Genomic DNA, 15847 nt, shown 5'->3' on the forward strand with positions numbered 1-15847 from the left:
GCATTATCGAGTCCAGCGGACGAAAGATCCGAAACGGGGAAACCACATATGCTTCGACATCAGGGCCGAACGATCTTCTCCGCGAGCGATCTCGTGAACTTCATGGGCTGCGTCCATGCGACGACGTTCGATACGGGCAATCTGACCGCGCCGACCGCGTTCCCACCCGACGACGACAGCGCCGTCCTCCTTCAGGAGAAGGGCATCGAGCACGAGCTGGCCTATCTCGCCCGGCTGCGCGGCGAAGGCCGCAGCATCGCGGAGATCGCGGCGGAGGGAACGCTGGAGGAGCGCGTCGAGGCGACCCGGCGGGCGATGCGCGAAGGTCCCGACGTCATCTATCAGGGCGCCTTCCTGGTCGGACGATGGCACGGCTATTCCGACTTCCTGCTCAAGCGCGACGACCTAGTCTCGTCATTCGGCCCGTACGCCTACGACGTCGCCGACACGAAGCTCGCCCGGTCGGCGAAGGCGAAGCACGTCCTCCAGCTCTGCGTCTACGCCGACATGCTGGCCGCCGAGCAGGGCGTCGTACCGGCGGAGATGCACGTCGTCCTCGGGACCGATGAGATCGCGTCGCTGCCCACCGCTTCCGTCCTCCACTACTTCCGTCGCGCGCGGGAACGGTTCGAGGCGTTCGTCGACGCCTCGCCGATCGCATCGTCGACCGATCCCTGCGGCCACTGCACCTTCTGCCGCTGGATCAACCGATGCGACGCCGAATGGGAGGCCGCCGACCACCTGTCGATCGTGGCGGGGATGGGACGCAGCCAGATCGCGGCCCTCCGGTCCTTCGGCGTTGACGACATCGGCGCCCTGGCGGCCATCCCGCCCGGCGAGCGGGTTCCCGGCATGCAGCCCGCGACCGTCGCGAAGCTCTCCGGTCAGGCCAGCCTCCAGCATCACCATCGAACGACCGGCGAACGCCGCATCGATATCCTGCCGCCTGTCGAATGCCGCGGGTTCGGTCGGATGCCCCTCCCCGACGCAGGCGACATGTTCTTCGACATGGAGGGGGATCCCCTTTTCGAGGGTGGGCTGGAGTACCTCTTCGGCGTCGTGGCGTTCGACGACGCGGGCGTCGACCGCTTCCACGCGTTCTGGGCGCACGACCGCGAAGCGGAGAAGCGGGCGTTCGAGGCGTTCATGGACTTCGTGACCGAGCGCATCGCCCGCCATCCGCAGGCGCACGTCTACCACTACGCCTCGTACGAAGAGACGGCGCTGAAGCGTCTCGCGATGTACCACGGCACTCGCGAGAAGGAGGTGGATGATCTGCTCCGCGGCGATCGTCTCGTCGATCTCTACAAGGTCGTGGCCGAATCCATTCGCACGTCGGAACCCCGCTACTCGATCAAGAACATGGAGGCGTTCTACCTCCCAGGCGGCCGACAGGGCGAGGTGAAGACCGCAGGCGACAGCATCGTCATCTACGAACGCTGGCGGCAGCTGGGCGACGACGCCATGCTGCAGGAGATATCCGCCTACAACGAGATCGACTGCCGGTCGACGCGGATGTGCCGCGACTGGCTGCTGTCCCTCCGCCCGCTTGGGACGGAGTGGTTCACCGGTCGGCAGGTCGCGCCGCCGGACCCGGCCAAGGTCGCGGCGCGTGAGGAGGCCGACGAACGCACGCGGGTGCTGACGGAGCGTCTCGTCGCCGGCGACGACGAACCCTGGCGTCGGCTGCTGGTCGACCTGCTCGAATTCCACCGGCGCGAGGCCAAGCCGACATGGTGGGCGATGTTCGCGCGGCAGGACATGGACGCCGAGGAACTGCTGAACGACGCGGAATGCATCGCCGATCTGCAGCCGCACCCGACGATGCGGCCGTGGAATGACAAGCGATCGGTCGTCCACACCTTCGTCTTCCCGCCCCAGGACTTCAAGATGAAGGTCGGCGACAAGCCCCTGCGATCGGGCAGCCTCGAACCCGCCGGCGAGATCGTCTCCCTGGACGAGGACGAACGCATCCTGGCACTGAAGCTCGGTCCCACGCGATCGGCCATCGAACCAGGATGCGCGCTGATCCCCGAAGGCCCCGTGGCCGACAAGGCCCTGCGCGACGCGGTCCATCGGTACGCGACCGACGTGGCGGCGGGCGGATGCCGGTATCCGGCCCTCACCTCGATCCTGCGTCGCGACCGGCCGAGGCTATCCGGCCGTGAACCCGGCCAGCCGATCATCCCCGTGACGGCCGACGCGACGGCGGGGACCATCGACGCCCTGCACATCCTCGACCACAGCTACCTGCTCGTCCAGGGACCGCCGGGCGCGGGCAAGACCTACACCTCATCCCAAGCGATCGTCGCACTGCTGGCCGCCGGCAAACGCATCGGCGTCGCATCGAACTCGCACAAGGCGATCAACAACCTGCTCAAGGAGATCCAGGCGATGGCCACGGCGCAGGGCCTGAACCTCCGCGGCATGAAGAAGTCCAGCCGGGAGGACCAGAAGCTCGACGGTGGCGGCTGGATCGAGGACGTTGTGGGCGGCAGCGGCAGCGGCGTCCAGCCGCATCACCGCCTCGTCGCTGGGACTGCGTGGCTGTTCGCCCGCGAGGAACTAGATCAAGCGTTCGACCACCTCTTCATCGACGAGGCCGGGCAGGTCAGTCTCGCCAACGTGCTGGCCATGGGAACGTCGGCGAGGAACGTGGTCCTCGTCGGCGACCAGATGCAGCTGTCCCAGCCCATCAAGGGCACGCATCCCGGCGGCAGCGGACGATCGGCGCTCGAACACCTTCTTGAAGGACACGCCACCGTCCCGCCCGACCAGGGCGTCTTCCTGCCTATTACCCGCCGCATGCACCCCGACCTCTGCCGCTTCGTTTCGGACGCCGTGTATGAGGGACGGCTGGAGGCCGAGGCGACCACCGCCGTCCAGCGCATCGAGGTCGACGAAGCCCTCGATCCCGAGGCTCTCGCCCCGCACGGCCTCCGCTTCGTCGACGTGCACCATGCCGGACGCACGCAGCGCGCACCCGAGGAGGCGAGGAGGCTGGTGACGAGCTATCGCGCGCTGCTGGGATCGCACTGGACCGATCGCCACGGCGTCCGGCACCGCATCGGAACCGACGACATCCTGGTCGTGTCGCCGTACAACATGCAGGTCGAGCTGCTGAAGCGCACGCTTCCGGAAGGCGCAAGGGTCGGGACGGTGGACAAGTTCCAGGGTCAGGAGGCACCGGTCGTGCTCGTGTCGATGGCGACGTCCTCCGGGGACGACCTCCCACGCAACATCGAGTTCCTCTACAGCCGCAACAGGATGAACGTGGCGATCAGCCGGGCGCGCTGCCTCGCCGTCGTCTACGCCAACCCGCGTCTGCTCGAGATACCGTGCAGGACCATCGCGCAGATGGAACTGGTGGACGGGCTCTGCTGGGCTCGGGAATTCGCGGTCGATCAGGCGTCGCGGAATCGGGCGACGGACGTCGACGACGGAATCGAGGCGCCGATGCATGCGGCATGATCCAACGACGAGGCACGCGACGACCATGGCGATGCCGGACACGCTGCCGAAGTCAGTGAGCACGGAAATACGGTCGTTCTGCCGCGCCATCTCCGAATACGATCCGATCTGGGTACGCTGCCGTCCCGACCGCGACGCCGTCGCTTCGGAATGCTTCGACAACGTGGCGAGGAAGGTCGCCCGCGCTGGCGGATCGGTCGTCAGCGGGTGGGCGATCTGGACGACGCCTGGCCTCTACTTCGAGGCAGAGCATCACGGCGTCTGGCGTCGTCGGACGGGGGAACTCGTCGATGCCTCGCCCCAACCCAATCTGCCCAAGCGCATCCTGTTCCTGCCCGATCCCGAAGCCGTCTATGATCCGCTGCGGCACAGGGACAACGTGCTGGTCGCGGCCAGCGAGGATCCCGCGGCCATTGAATTCGTTGCATTGGGAAACCGAAGGAATCAGATCCACGGCGCCTACCGGGCAGGCGGAAACAGATTGGCGCTGTTCACCCTCTCAGACCAGAAGGAGCTAGGCGTGATTGAGACGCGACTGAGAACGCTCTCGACGCAGTTGTTTCGCTGCGCATGAAGTCCGGCCGACCGTTCGGCTCTTCCACAGGCATGAGATGGATCGACTGCCCGCCCCCGCCGTTCGAAAAGCCCGTCTGGCAGTACCACGCGAACACATGTACGCAGCAGAGATGCATTGGGAAGCACGGCCGAGCGGCTGGATCAAGAACGCCGAGGACGCACGTTCGAATTCGGACATCGACTACGGTCGCATCATCCATTCGGCATCGTTCCGTCGACTACAGGGCAAGACCCAGATCCTGAACCTCGGCGACAGCGACTTCTATCGGACCCGGCTCACCCATTCTCTGGAGGTGGCGCAGATCGCCGGCGGGATCGTCCGACAACTCCGGCAGGACAACGGCGATCACGCCGGGGTCGCCCATCTGCCCGATCTCGCCATGATCCAGGCCATCGGATCGACACATGATCTCGGTCATCCGCCCTTCGGCCACGGCGGCGAGGTCGCTCTCAACTTCTGCATGGCTGGAAATGGCGGATTTGAGGGGAACGGTCAGACGCTCCGCATCCTCACGAAGCTCGAGAAGTTCTCCGATAGGCATGGCGCCGACCTCACCCGCCGGACCTTGCTCGGCACGCTGAAATACCCCGCCTGCTACTCCACCACCTGTCATCCGGAACGGACCCCACGCCTGCAGGCAGGCCCCGTCAGCATCGCCCTGGTGGACCGCGACGCGTCCAAACCGCCGAAATGCCACATGGATAGCGAATGTCCGGAGGTCGATTGGATACTGGAAGTGCTGTCGGAGACGGACAGACGCCTTTTCACCGCGACCGACCGCACGATGGCGGAGGCACGGAGCGAAGCGAAGGCGAAGCATCTCAAGACGCTGCACAAGTCCCTCGACTGCAGCATCATGGACGTCGCCGACGACATTGCGTTCGGCGTGCATGATCTCGAGGACTCGGCGGCGCTCGGCCTCGTGACAGCCGAAGACTGGGAGGCCCATGTCGCGCCGGCCATGTGCGAAGGCTTCTTCGTCTGGATGAGCGATCGCGGCCGGAGCCGCTTCGGGAACGATGCCTACGCCACCCTCATGCGCAAGCTGTTCGGGGATGCTTCCAACCGGAAGCACGCCGTGAGCCTGCTGGTCGGCTACTTCATCCATCGCTGCGAGATTGTCGAACTCGACGAGTTCGACGAACCCCTGCTGCGTTTCCGCGTAACGATGGAGTCGAAGGCCCGCATATTCCTGGATGCGTTGAAGACGCTCGTCTATGAAGCCGTCATCCGCAGCGCCGAGGTCCAGCACCTGGAATTCAAGGGGCAGCGCATGGTGGTCGCCGTCTTCGAGGCGCTAGCGTCAGAACCGGTTGCATTCCTGCCGAAGAACACCTTCCGGCAGTACGAAGCGGCCGGAAAGGACATTCGGGTCATCTGCGACCACGTCGCCGGGATGACCGACATGTTCCTGTTAAAGACCTACGAGCGCCTGTTCAGCCCCCGCATGGGATCCGTGTTCGATAGGATCTAGCCATCAGCGGCGCATTGGGCGTCCTAATTGCGCCCGGCATCAGCAAGGATCGAACGGAAGAGCTGCGGGGGTTCAATTATCGGCGACCGAACGCCGGATTTGATCGAGGTGATCTCCGGAACGCGATACCTCTGCCGAACGTGGATCGTGCTCCGGTGTAGACGGAACGGTTCGGTCGGCAGTCGAGCCATGCCCAGCCACAGGAACGAGCGACAGTTTGTGACTATATCGCTCGGAAGCGAAGGAGCGGCATACCACCATTCACGGGCGCTCACACCCTCGCGGTTGCTACCTGAACGAATGGCCGCCTGTCGCAGTCAGCCTTCGGAAAGCGGCCATTCCGGTTTCCACCAGTCGTTCACCCCGTTCTGGACACACGGTGGCTTTCGGGATCAGCTTTGGAGCGCCCCAATGGCCGGAATTAGGACGCATGGCCGTCACAAGTCGTGCCGCATCGCTCCAGAAAATCTCACGTGCAGTGTGGGGAAAAATGTGGGGTAGCGGATAGTGGGTCTATAAATTTCTCTTTTAGATCAATCTGTTATAGCAGAATCTGGCATTCCTCCCGCTCCGCCACCTAGTCGTAGGTTATCGTTATGAAACGATAGCTGCGCGCAAAGGTGCGCGTTTGCGCGGGGTATCGAAACGGTTCGGCAGATAGAGAGCGGCCGATCGGGGACGAATCTCTGATTTCTCCGGTTCTTTCTCCGCTCACCTTTCGAGTGGTACGGAATTGGATTGGCGATCTTCTTTGGCTCGCCATTCGAGGGCTGTTTGGGGTCAATGTTCACATGGCCGATAGACGCCTGTCCGCTTTCTAGTGGTGAGTGCGGGAAAGCCGCCATTCGTTCGACTAGCTGCCGTATCCAGAAGACCCAGTTGTGGACGTTCAGCGCTCGCCGGCTGCTGCCCAAAAACGGACGCCCGTTCATCTGAGTTGAACGGCAGGTTCCAGGCATCGTTGCGGTTCGGCTAATGACCAAGTGTGGTGGATTGCTGATGGTCAGCTATCGAACTGACGACCGGCGAGCTTTCATCCTATACGAGGTTGGCGGCAAACGCGAACGCCGCCTCGCTGATCACGACCAACCCCAGCACACCGCGACCGATCAAGATCCGCGCGTTGACCGCGGAGAACGGCAGATCGGACGACACGGAACATGACCGGGAGAGACGCGTATTAAAGCGTTACTCGGCCGGAATGACCGATTGGAGATATGAGTGATCGTCAGCGACCCGGCCACGATGTGCGATTTTCTGACTGGTGACGGTGAAATGGCGCAACGGATCGCCGGCTTCGATTATCTGATGCTCCGCCGGGGGGAGCGCCATTCTCTCAGTCAAGCCTGATCGATATTCCACCGAGTTTGTCCGAAATCATTGCTCGATATACCTGCGCGGAGTGCCACGGCCTTGCGGCAAAACGAACATTTGTTATCATTAACACACGTCACATGTTAAGGCGGTCACATCGTCGGCAGCTTAACCGGGTCGTGGCGACTGAGAGATGCGTGAGCTCCCGCCCAGCGGAGAGCCACCGTGTCGCCAGACGAGCCCGTTTTATTGAATATGGTGCGTAAATTCGAGACGCGGGTGCATCTCGACGCCGATGATCGTGCCGCCATTCTGGCGCTGCCGCACGTCCTGCGAACCTATGAAGCGCCTTCCTACGTGCTTCGCGAGGGTGAGCCGTCGAAGAAGCATTGCAGCTTCATCGTGTCGGGGCTGGCCTTTCGCCAAAAACTGGCTGCGACCGGTGCCCGGCAAATCGTTTCGATCCATCTGGCGGGTGACTTCCTCGATCTCCAGCATCTGTTCCTCAACTGGGCCGATCACAGCGTTCAGGCGCTTAACCGTCTCCAGACCGCCGAGGTCGAAAGATCGGCGCTGCAGGACCTGGTCTTGAAGCGTCCGGCCATCGGCAGGGCGATGTGGGTCGACGCGCTGGTGGACGCATCGATCTTTCGGGAATGGGTGCTCAATGTTGGTCGCCGCGACGCGCGCACGCGTGTCGCGCATCTGTTGTGCGAGGTTTCACTGCGCATGGAAATCGCCGGTCTGACCGATGGGCAGGGCTATGATCTTCCCATGACGCAGGAGCAGATCGGCGACGCGGTCGGCCTGACCAGCGTTCATGTGAACAGAACGCTGAAAGCCCTGGCAAGCGAAGGATTGATCCGGCGGGAAAAACGGCATGTGCAATTCGATGACATGGCCCGTCTGAGAGCGGTGGCGGATTTCAGCGCTCTTTACCTTCATCTCGACCGGACGAGTCCGCTCCCGGCGTAACGGCTTCGGATAGAGTGCTCATCTGGCTCTGCAGGCTCAAGTCCGCGCCGCAGGTTCACCGCGCGACCATTTCGTCTCAATAATTGGGCCAAAGGCCCGGTGTCGCCACCTCGAGCACATGGGCATCGGGGTCCTCGAAATAGAAGCTTCGGCCACCGCCCCGCCAGCGCATCTCGCCGCGCTCGACCACGCCTGCGCGGCGAAGATGCCCCCGCCATTCCTCATAGCTTTCGGCTGTAATCGCGAACGCCATATGAAGTGGGCCCGATCCATCATGGCCGGGAATGGTGCCCATGTCGCTATGGGTATCCTGGGTTGAGCCGCCGCGCTGAAAAAGCAGCAGCACGGTACCGCTGCCAGCGTCGAATGCCGCCAGCGTTTCAGTTTCCAGCATGGAGACGAGGCCCATCACATCCCGGAAGAAGCGGACCGACCGGCCCATATCCTCCACGTACAAGGCTGTTTCCAGCAACCCCATGATCTTCGGCATGTAACGCTCCTTCCGGATGGGGCATTCAACTCCATCCCGCACGACTTTAAGCCTGGGATACCGTTGGGCGTCTATGCGCCGCAGCCGGATCGAGGCTGTCAGGTCCTTGCTTGCGTACTATTTCGGACAATGAGCTGGTGAGACAAGGTGATCTGGTCGGCGGGGCTCTCCGATCCGATGAGAATCCTGACAAGCATTTCGACCGTACCGCGGCCGATCATTTCCTTGGGCTGTGCGATGGTCGTGAGTGCGGGCTGAAAGAAGCGCGCCAGAGGCAGGTCGTCGAATCCGACGATCGACACATCGCCCGGGCAGGAGAGCCCGGCGTCGCGCACGGCGCCGATCGCACCCATGGCCATTTCGTCGTTGAAACAGAACAGCGCCGTCACGCCGGCCGCGATCAGATCATTGGCCTGATCATAACCGGACTGAGCCGAATAGTCGCCGGTTCTCACCCTCAAGCGGTCGCGAAGTCCATGCTGCTCCGCCGCCTTCAGGGCGCCGGACAGGCGATCGCGGCTGATTGGGCTGATGAGCGGCCCGGTAATCGCGCCGATCTCACAATGCCCCAGGTCGATCAGATGCATGATCGCATCATGACCCGCCGCGGCGTTATCGATATGGACGCTCGGTACGCCGATATCGGGGCTGTACTCGCATCCGTTGACGATAGGTGCGCGTGCGCCCTGGCTCAGGACCAAAGAGCGAAGGCTTTTCGGTATGCGGTGTCCGAGGAAGATGAGGCCATCGACCTCCCGACGCGACAGCATATCGGCATATTGATCCTCGATGATGGGATCATGGCGCGTGTCGCCCAGGACGACCGCATAGCCCGCGTCCCGTGCCGCCTCCTCGGCGCCGCGGATCACGCTTGCGAAAAATGGGTTGGAGATGTCGGGGACCGTGACCAGGATTTTGGCCGCGCGCAACGTCCGCAGCGACCGGGCCGCCACATTGGGTTTGTAATCCAGCGCATGGACGACCTTGAGGACCCGCGTCCGCGTCTCCTTCGACACCCGGTCGGGATGACTCAGGGCCCGGGAAACCGTGGCTGTGGATACGCCGGCAAGTGCGGCGACCTCAATGATGGTCGGCATTGCAGCTACATGTATCTTGTCGGCCATGCTGTCGACAGCAAAGCGATGTAATCCTTTACATCGGCTTTCGGCTGACATACTCAAATGCCGGAAGCAGCAAAACTGCACAGTGGAGGGGCGTAGGCATGAGCACCGCCGGTACGAGTGTTTCGGAGGCTGTCGCGCAGCCGGTGTCGGCGATGCTGACCGGGCGGCTGAGTGGGCTCATGTTCATGCAGTTCTTCGTGTGGGGCGCATGGAACGTCACGCTCGGCCTGGTCATGCAGACCGTCGGGATCGGCAGCCTGATCGGTAACGCCTTTTCGGTTGGCCCGGTCGCCTCGATCGCGGGATCGTTCCTGCTCGGCATGGCAGCGGCGCGGTATCTCAGCCCGCGCATGCTGATGGTGATCCTCCATCTGGTCGGCGGCGTGATCCTGTTCTTCCTGCCATCCCTGGTGACGCCGGAACATGGTGATACCTTTGTCTGGCTGCTGCTCGGCTATATGATTCTCTATATGCCGACTGTCGGCCTCGCCAACACGATCGCACTCAAGAGCCTGGGCGACCGCGTTGATCGCTTTCCGTTCGTGCGCGCGTTCGGCACGCTGGGCTGGATCGCCGCCGGGCTGATCATCGGCTGGGCCGGCCTGTCCGCCAGCCCGCAGATATTCCAGGTCGCGGCGGTCGTATCGATCGCGCTCGGGCTCTACAGCTTCACGCTGCCTAACGTGGCGCCGGACACGCCGCCTGAGGAAGGGCTGATCAAGCAGATTCTCTGCGTCGATGCGTTTGGCCTGATGCGGCAGCGCTCTTTCCTGGTCTTCATCCTGTGCGCGACGCTCATCTCGATCCCGCTCGCAATGTATTATGCCTATGCCTCGGCCTATGTCGGATCGGTCGGCATCCAGAATGTCGGCGGGACGCTCGCCATCGGGCAAATGTCCGAACTGCTCTTCATGTTCTCAATGCCGTGGCTCTATCGGCGCTTCGGCGTGAAGCCGCTGCTGCTGGTCGGCATGATCGCCTGGGCGCTGCGCTACGCGCTGTTCGCGATCGGTGATGGCGGATCGTCGCTATGGGCGATCTACTCCGGCGTGGCGCTGCACGGTGTGTGCTATGACTTCTTCTTTGTCGCGGGTGCGATCTATACCGGCACGATAGCGTCGCCAAAGGGCGTGAACGCGCAGGCGCAGGGCATGTTGACGCTCTTTACCTATGGCGTCGGCATGTTGCTCGGCTCGCAGATCGGCGCGCTTCTTTACGCTCAGCTGCCCGCGTCTCCAAGTATCGCCGACTGGCACGGCATGTGGTGGTATCCGGCGATTGCCGCAGCGCTGATCGCGATCCTGTTTCAGTTCACCTTCCGCGCCGACACCAGGACGGAGGCGGCGGCATGACAGCGATGAAGGGGCCGGGGATCTTTCTCGCCCAGTTCCTCGGCGATACGGCGCCGTTCGATACGCTCGACGGGCTGGCGGAATGGGCTGCCGGTCTCGGCTATGTTGGCGTGCAGATTCCGTGCGATCCGCGGCTGATCGACCTGCGCCTGGCGGCCGAGAGCAAGGGTTATTGCGACGATTTGAGGGGCGGGCTCGCCAAATTCGGCATCGAACCGACCGAGCTGTCGACTCATCTTCAGGGTCAGCTGGTCGCCGTGCACCCGGCATATGACGCGCTGTTCGACGGGTTCGCGCCGGCCGAGCTGCATGGCAAGCCGGCCGAGCGCCAGCAATGGGCGGTCGAGCAGGTCAAGCTTGCCGCCAGGGCGAGCGCCAATCTGGGCCTGAGCGCCCATGCCACCTTCTCCGGTGCGCTGGCCTGGCCCTATGTCTATCCGTGGCCGCAGCGGCCTGCCGGATTGATCGAGGAAGCCTTCGCTGAACTCGCACGGCGCTGGACGCCGATCCTCGATGCGTTCGACGAGGCCGGCGTGGATTGCGCGTTCGAGCTGCACCCGGGCGAGGATCTGTTCGATGGTGCGACATGGGAGCGCTTCCTTGCGAGCGTGAACGAGCATCCGCGTGCGCGCATCCTGTTCGACCCGTCGCATTATGTGCTGCAGCAGCTCGACTATCTCGACTTTATCGACCGTTATCACGACCGGATCGCCTGTTTCCATGTGAAGGATGCCGAGTTCAATCCGACCGGACGTTCCGGGGCGTATGGCGGATATGAAAATTGGGTTGATCGCGCCGGGCGCTTCCGTTCGCTGGGTGACGGCCAGGTCGATTTCATCTCGATCTTCAGCAAGATGGCACAATATGGCTATGACGGCTGGGCGGTACTCGAATGGGAGTGCGCGCTGAAGCGCGCCGAGGATGGCGCCCGTGAGGGTGCGCCCTTCATTCGCGACCACATCATTCATCTGACGGATCACCCGTTCGACGATTTCGCCTCAAGCGGGATCGAGCGGGATGCGATCCGTTCGCTGCTTGGTCTTACGCCACATCGTTAACTGGACGGCTCCGGCCGGACACATCGGAGATCCAATGGCTCGACACGCTCTTCGGCTCGGCATGGTTGGCGGCGGGGAAGGTGCGTTCATCGGCGCGGTCCACCGCATGGCGGCCGCGCTGGACGGCGACTGGCGGTTGGTGGCCGGTGCCTTCAGTAGCGATGCCGGGCGCAATATGCGGACCGGCGAAGTGCTCGATCTCGACCCGACGCGTGTCTATCCCTCGATCGAGGTGATGATCGAGCGGGAACAGGCGCTGCCGGCTGACAGTCGCATTGACGCGGTGGCGATCGTCACGCCCAACCACCTGCACGCGCCGATGGCGATCACCACGCTCAATGCGGGCTTCCATGTCATGTGTGAAAAGCCGATGGCGATGAATGTCGCCGAAGCCGAGGCGATTGCCGCAGCGGTCGAGGCCAGCGGACGCCAGTTCGCGCTTGCCTTTACCTATAGCGGCTATCCGCTGATCAAGGACGCGCGCGCACGGGTCGCGCGCGGCGATTTCGGCGCAATCCGGCTGGTGCAGGTCGAGTATCTGCAAGGCTGGCTGAGCCAGCCGGTGGAGAGCGGCGGCAACAGGCAGGCTGAGTGGCGCACCGATCCGGCACGGGCCGGGATGGGCGGATGCCTTGGCGATATCGGCACCCATGCCTTCCAGTTGGCCGAGCATGTGTCGGGCTTGCGGGTTCAGGCCGTGTGCGCCGACCTGGCGACGCATGTCGCAGGCCGGCGGCTCGACGATGATGTCAGTGCGCTGCTGCGCTTCGACGGCGGGGCACACGGGGTGCTGAAGGCGACGCAGGTGGCGGCGGGAGAGGAAAACGGGCTGAAGCTGCGGATTCATGGCGAGAAAGGCGGCCTCGAATGGGCCCAGATGGAGCCGAACACACTTGTGTTGCGCTGGCTCGATCGGCCGACCGAGCTGGTACGGGCGGGTGGGCCGGGGACGCTGCCTGGCACGAGTGCGTTGTTCAGAACGCCGGCCGGACATCCCGAGGGCTATATCGAGGCCTTCGCCAATATCTATCGGGCGTTTGCCGCAGCAATTCGTGGTGGACCGGGGCCCGAAAGTCGCGCCTGGATGCCGGGGATCGAGGAGGGTCTGCGCACCATGGCATTCGTCGAAGCTGCAGTGAGAAATTCGGCGTCGAACGAGAAATGGACCGCTGTTGGTGCAGCGCAAAGCAATTTCAGTTAGCCTATATGATATTGATTATACTGGATTTAGCTATGAAAAAAGGCCTGTCACCATGCCTTGGAGATATGGAATGAAGCATCGGGCATATCTGGGAGTAGCGGCCATCGCGAGTGTGGCGCTTGGTGCGGCACTCAGCCCGATTGCTGCGCAAACGGCGCCCGGCACCGCGCCGCCGGCGTTCGCGGCGTGCAAGGCATGCCACACCGTTCAGAAGGGCGGCAAGAACGGCATTGGCCCCAATCTCTACGGCATCATCGGCAAGCCGGCGGCATCGACGCCCGGCTTCGCCTATTCCCCGGCGCTCAAGGCGTCGAAGCTGAAATGGGACGAAGCGACGCTGAACGACTTTCTTGCCGGACCGATGAAGAAGGTGCCGGGCACCAAAATGCCGATCGGCACGCCCGATGCGACGAAGCGGACGGCGATCATCGGCTATTTGAAGGCGGAGGGCGCAAAGTGATTGCGCTCCAGGCATGACTGTCTCGCGTAGAACTGTGCTCGCCGGCGGCGCCGTATCGACGATCCTCGCCGGGGCAGGCGCGACCGTCGCACGCTCGTCGAATGCAGCGACCTTCTCTTTGGGCTTCGCGCCGCATGAGGGCAGCTTCGCCAGTCGCGGCGGCCTGATCGAACAGATCGCCTTTGCCGCCGACCAGGGCTTCCGGGCATGGGAAGACAATGAAGCAGCGGCGCGACCGATCGCGCAGCAGACGCAGATGGCCAGGGCGTTCGCGCAGCGCGGCATGGCGATGGGCGTGTTCGTCGCGAGCATGCCCAAATGGTCGCAGTCGCGCCCGGTGCTCGGCGGCAACGACGAGGCGGAGCGCGAAGGATTCCTCGCCGATGTTCGTGCCTCGATCGACGTCGCGAAGCGGCTCAATGCGACGCATATGACGGTGGTTACCGGTTTTCTCGATGCGCGTTTGCCGTTGGATATCCAGACTGCACGGGTCATCGATGTGATGCGGCGTGCGGGCGACATCGTCGCGCCGCATCGCCTGACTCTGGTGATGGAGCCGCTCAACACCCGGACCAACCATCCCGGCGTGTTCATGCAGACGATCGCGCAAGGCTTCGCCGTCGCACGCGGGGTGAACAGCCCGGCCGTCAAAATTCTGTCCGACCTCTATCACGAGCAGATTCAGTCCGGGAATTTGATCCCGACGCTCGGCACTTGCTGGTCCGAAATCGGCTATATCCAGTTCGGCGACAATCCGGGGCGCAAGGAGCCCACGACCGGCGAAATCAACTACGCCACGATCGTCAAATGGCTTCGCGCAAAGCGCTACACCGGGGTCATCGGCATGGAACATGGTAACTCGATCGAGGGTCGCGCCGGCGAGGAACGCCTGATCGCCGCTTATCGTGAAATTGACCGGGGAGGAGACGCATGATCGATCGCAGAGCCGCGCTTGCCGGCATCGTCGGCATGTTCGGTGCTCAGCTTTTCGCGCCGATCGCCCGCGCCGCTGGACTGGTACCGGCCCAGGCTGCGCCGGTGATCAGTCAGGGGGCTGCCTCAATCCAGGTATTCACTCCCGCCCAGCATGCGCTGATGGCGGCGCTGAGCGAGCGCGTGATCCCGACCACCGATACACCCGGCGCACTGGCCGCGGGCGTGCCGGACTATATCGATAAGCTGCTCGCCGATTGGGCGGAGCCGGGGGACCGCATTCCAATCCTCTCGGGGCTCGACGTCATCGAAATGCGCAGCCTGGCGGACAATAAGGTGTCGGCCGTCCAAGCAAATGCTGCGCAGCAAGACGCGTTGCTGACACTGGCCATGGAAGACAAGATCCCCGGCGGTAAGGTTTTTTTCGAGGCGTTCCGGCAGCTCGTCATCACCGGCTACTACACGTCAGAAATCGGCATGACGCAGGAGCGGGAATATCTCCCCGTTCCCGGCGAGTATAATGGCGAATTCCTCTATTCCCAGATCAACAAGGTGTATTCCGCATGATGCTGAGCCGTCGAGACCTGCTTGCCGGCGCGGGTGGCGCCGCCGCCATCGCTTGCGCTGCGCTGCCCATGAAGAGTGCCTTTGCCGCGCCGCTCAAGAAGATCGGCCTGCAACTCTACACGGTGCGCGAGATCTTCGCCAAGGATCCCGCCGGCACGCTCGAGCAAGTCGCGCGGGTCGGTTACCGTGAGGTCGAGTTCGGCGGTGGCGGATATGACGCCATGGACCACGCCATGTTGCGCAAGACGATGGACCGGCTTGGCCTCAAGGCGCCGTCGATCCATGTCGGCTATGATCTGCTGCTCGGAAGCTTTGAGAAAAGCGTGGCGATGGCGAAGACGCTCGGCGCCGATACCGTCATCCTGCCGTACATGACCGATGAACACCGCAACGAAGCGGCGTGGCAGGTCGCGCTGCCGAACATCAGTCGCATCGGCGCGCAGTTGCAAAAGGCCGGGCTTGGCTTCGCCTATCACAATCACGACTTCGAATTCACCACCAAGCCGGGCGGGATCAGCCTGTACGAACGGCTCGTGACGGGCGTGGACCCGGCACTGATGAAGGTCGAGCTCGACCTTTATTGGGCCGCGCACGCCGGAGAGAACCTGCCGTCGCTGATCGCGAAGCTTGCCGGGCGGCTCTATTCCTATCACGTCAAGGACATGCGGCCCGACCGCAGCATGGTCGCGGTCGGGCAGGGCACGATCGACTTTGCTGCGCTGTTCAAGCTGCCCGGCAGCGCGGGCGTGCGGCACTTTTTCGTCGAGAACGACCAAGCCCCAGCGCCGTACATTCCCGACATTACCACGAGTTTCGCGGCACTTAGCAAGCTGCGCTCTTAACCGGCACCC

The 15847-nt window shown here is 63.3% G+C and carries 14 protein-coding genes; 12 read left to right on the forward strand and 2 right to left on the reverse strand.

What is annotated here, in order from left to right; all coding sequences use genetic code 11:
• The first annotated feature begins 48 nt into the window (after positions 1–48).
• The 5 genes from ACRECS_RS04480 (at position 49) to ACRECS_RS04500 (ending at position 7811) form a co-directional block, all read left to right on the forward strand.
• Positions 49–3471: a TM0106 family RecB-like putative nuclease gene (locus ACRECS_RS04480; RefSeq protein ID WP_431581758.1), complete on the forward strand. Its 3423-nt coding sequence runs from the start codon at positions 49–51 to the stop codon at positions 3469–3471.
• A 25-nt stretch (positions 3472–3496) separates the two neighbouring features.
• Complete coding sequence (locus tag ACRECS_RS04485; RefSeq protein ID WP_431581759.1) at positions 3497–4045, forward strand: hypothetical protein; 549 nt, start codon at positions 3497–3499, stop codon at positions 4043–4045.
• Between the two features lie 97 nt (positions 4046–4142).
• Positions 4143–5522 carry an anti-phage deoxyguanosine triphosphatase gene (locus tag ACRECS_RS04490; protein ID WP_431581760.1) on the forward strand — a complete coding sequence of 460 codons (1380 nt, stop codon included), beginning with the start codon at positions 4143–4145 and terminating at the stop codon, positions 5520–5522.
• A gap of 1221 nt (positions 5523–6743) precedes the next feature.
• A complete protein-coding gene (locus ACRECS_RS04495) occupies positions 6744–6872 on the forward strand; it encodes a hypothetical protein (RefSeq protein ID WP_431581761.1) in 129 nt (42 codons plus the stop codon).
• A gap of 219 nt (positions 6873–7091) precedes the next feature.
• Positions 7092–7811 (forward strand): Crp/Fnr family transcriptional regulator, encoded by a 720-nt coding sequence (locus tag ACRECS_RS04500; RefSeq protein WP_431581762.1) that lies wholly within the window; start codon positions 7092–7094, stop codon positions 7809–7811.
• A 76-nt stretch (positions 7812–7887) separates the two neighbouring features.
• Here the strand turns inward: ACRECS_RS04500 and ACRECS_RS04505 are convergent, their stop codons facing one another.
• Both ACRECS_RS04505 and ACRECS_RS04510 read right to left on the reverse strand, forming a co-directional pair.
• Entirely contained in the window at positions 7888–8301 is a 414-nt protein-coding gene (locus tag ACRECS_RS04505) for a VOC family protein (RefSeq protein WP_431581763.1), read from the reverse strand.
• A gap of 98 nt (positions 8302–8399) precedes the next feature.
• Positions 8400–9398 (reverse strand): LacI family DNA-binding transcriptional regulator, encoded by a 999-nt coding sequence (locus ACRECS_RS04510; RefSeq protein WP_431581764.1) that lies wholly within the window; start codon positions 9396–9398, stop codon positions 8400–8402.
• A 125-nt stretch (positions 9399–9523) separates the two neighbouring features.
• On the opposite strand from ACRECS_RS04510, the gene ACRECS_RS04515 reads away from it, so the two are divergent.
• The 7 genes from ACRECS_RS04515 to ACRECS_RS04545 all read left to right on the forward strand — a co-directional run bounded on the left by ACRECS_RS04515 (position 9524) and on the right by ACRECS_RS04545 (position 15838).
• Positions 9524–10777 (forward strand): MFS transporter, encoded by a 1254-nt coding sequence (locus tag ACRECS_RS04515; protein WP_431581765.1) that lies wholly within the window; start codon positions 9524–9526, stop codon positions 10775–10777.
• Positions 10774–11835, forward strand: a complete 1062-nt coding sequence (locus ACRECS_RS04520; RefSeq protein WP_431581766.1) for a sugar phosphate isomerase/epimerase family protein — start codon at positions 10774–10776, stop codon at positions 11833–11835. Before ACRECS_RS04515 ends, ACRECS_RS04520 begins: the two co-directional genes overlap by 4 nt.
• Before the next feature lie 34 nt (positions 11836–11869).
• Complete coding sequence (locus ACRECS_RS04525) at positions 11870–13036, forward strand: Gfo/Idh/MocA family protein (RefSeq protein ID WP_431581767.1); 1167 nt, start codon at positions 11870–11872, stop codon at positions 13034–13036.
• A 70-nt stretch (positions 13037–13106) separates the two neighbouring features.
• On the forward strand, positions 13107–13496 hold the full coding sequence (locus ACRECS_RS04530; RefSeq protein WP_431581768.1) for a c-type cytochrome: 390 nt from the start codon (positions 13107–13109) through the stop codon (positions 13494–13496).
• Positions 13497–13509: 13 nt separating this feature from the next.
• Positions 13510–14430, forward strand: a complete 921-nt coding sequence (locus ACRECS_RS04535; protein ID WP_431581769.1) for a hydroxypyruvate isomerase family protein — start codon at positions 13510–13512, stop codon at positions 14428–14430.
• Positions 14427–14996, forward strand: a complete 570-nt coding sequence (locus ACRECS_RS04540; protein WP_431581770.1) for a gluconate 2-dehydrogenase subunit 3 family protein — start codon at positions 14427–14429, stop codon at positions 14994–14996. The genes ACRECS_RS04535 and ACRECS_RS04540 overlap by 4 nt, the downstream gene beginning before the upstream one ends.
• Positions 14993–15838 carry a sugar phosphate isomerase/epimerase family protein gene (locus ACRECS_RS04545; RefSeq protein ID WP_431581771.1) on the forward strand — a complete coding sequence of 282 codons (846 nt, stop codon included), beginning with the start codon at positions 14993–14995 and terminating at the stop codon, positions 15836–15838. Before ACRECS_RS04540 ends, ACRECS_RS04545 begins: the two co-directional genes overlap by 4 nt.
• The last annotated feature ends 9 nt before the right edge of the window (positions 15839–15847 follow it).

It is taken from the genome of Sphingomonas sp. (assembly GCF_050725575.1).
Lineage (GTDB): Bacteria > Pseudomonadota > Alphaproteobacteria > Sphingomonadales > Sphingomonadaceae > Sphingomonas.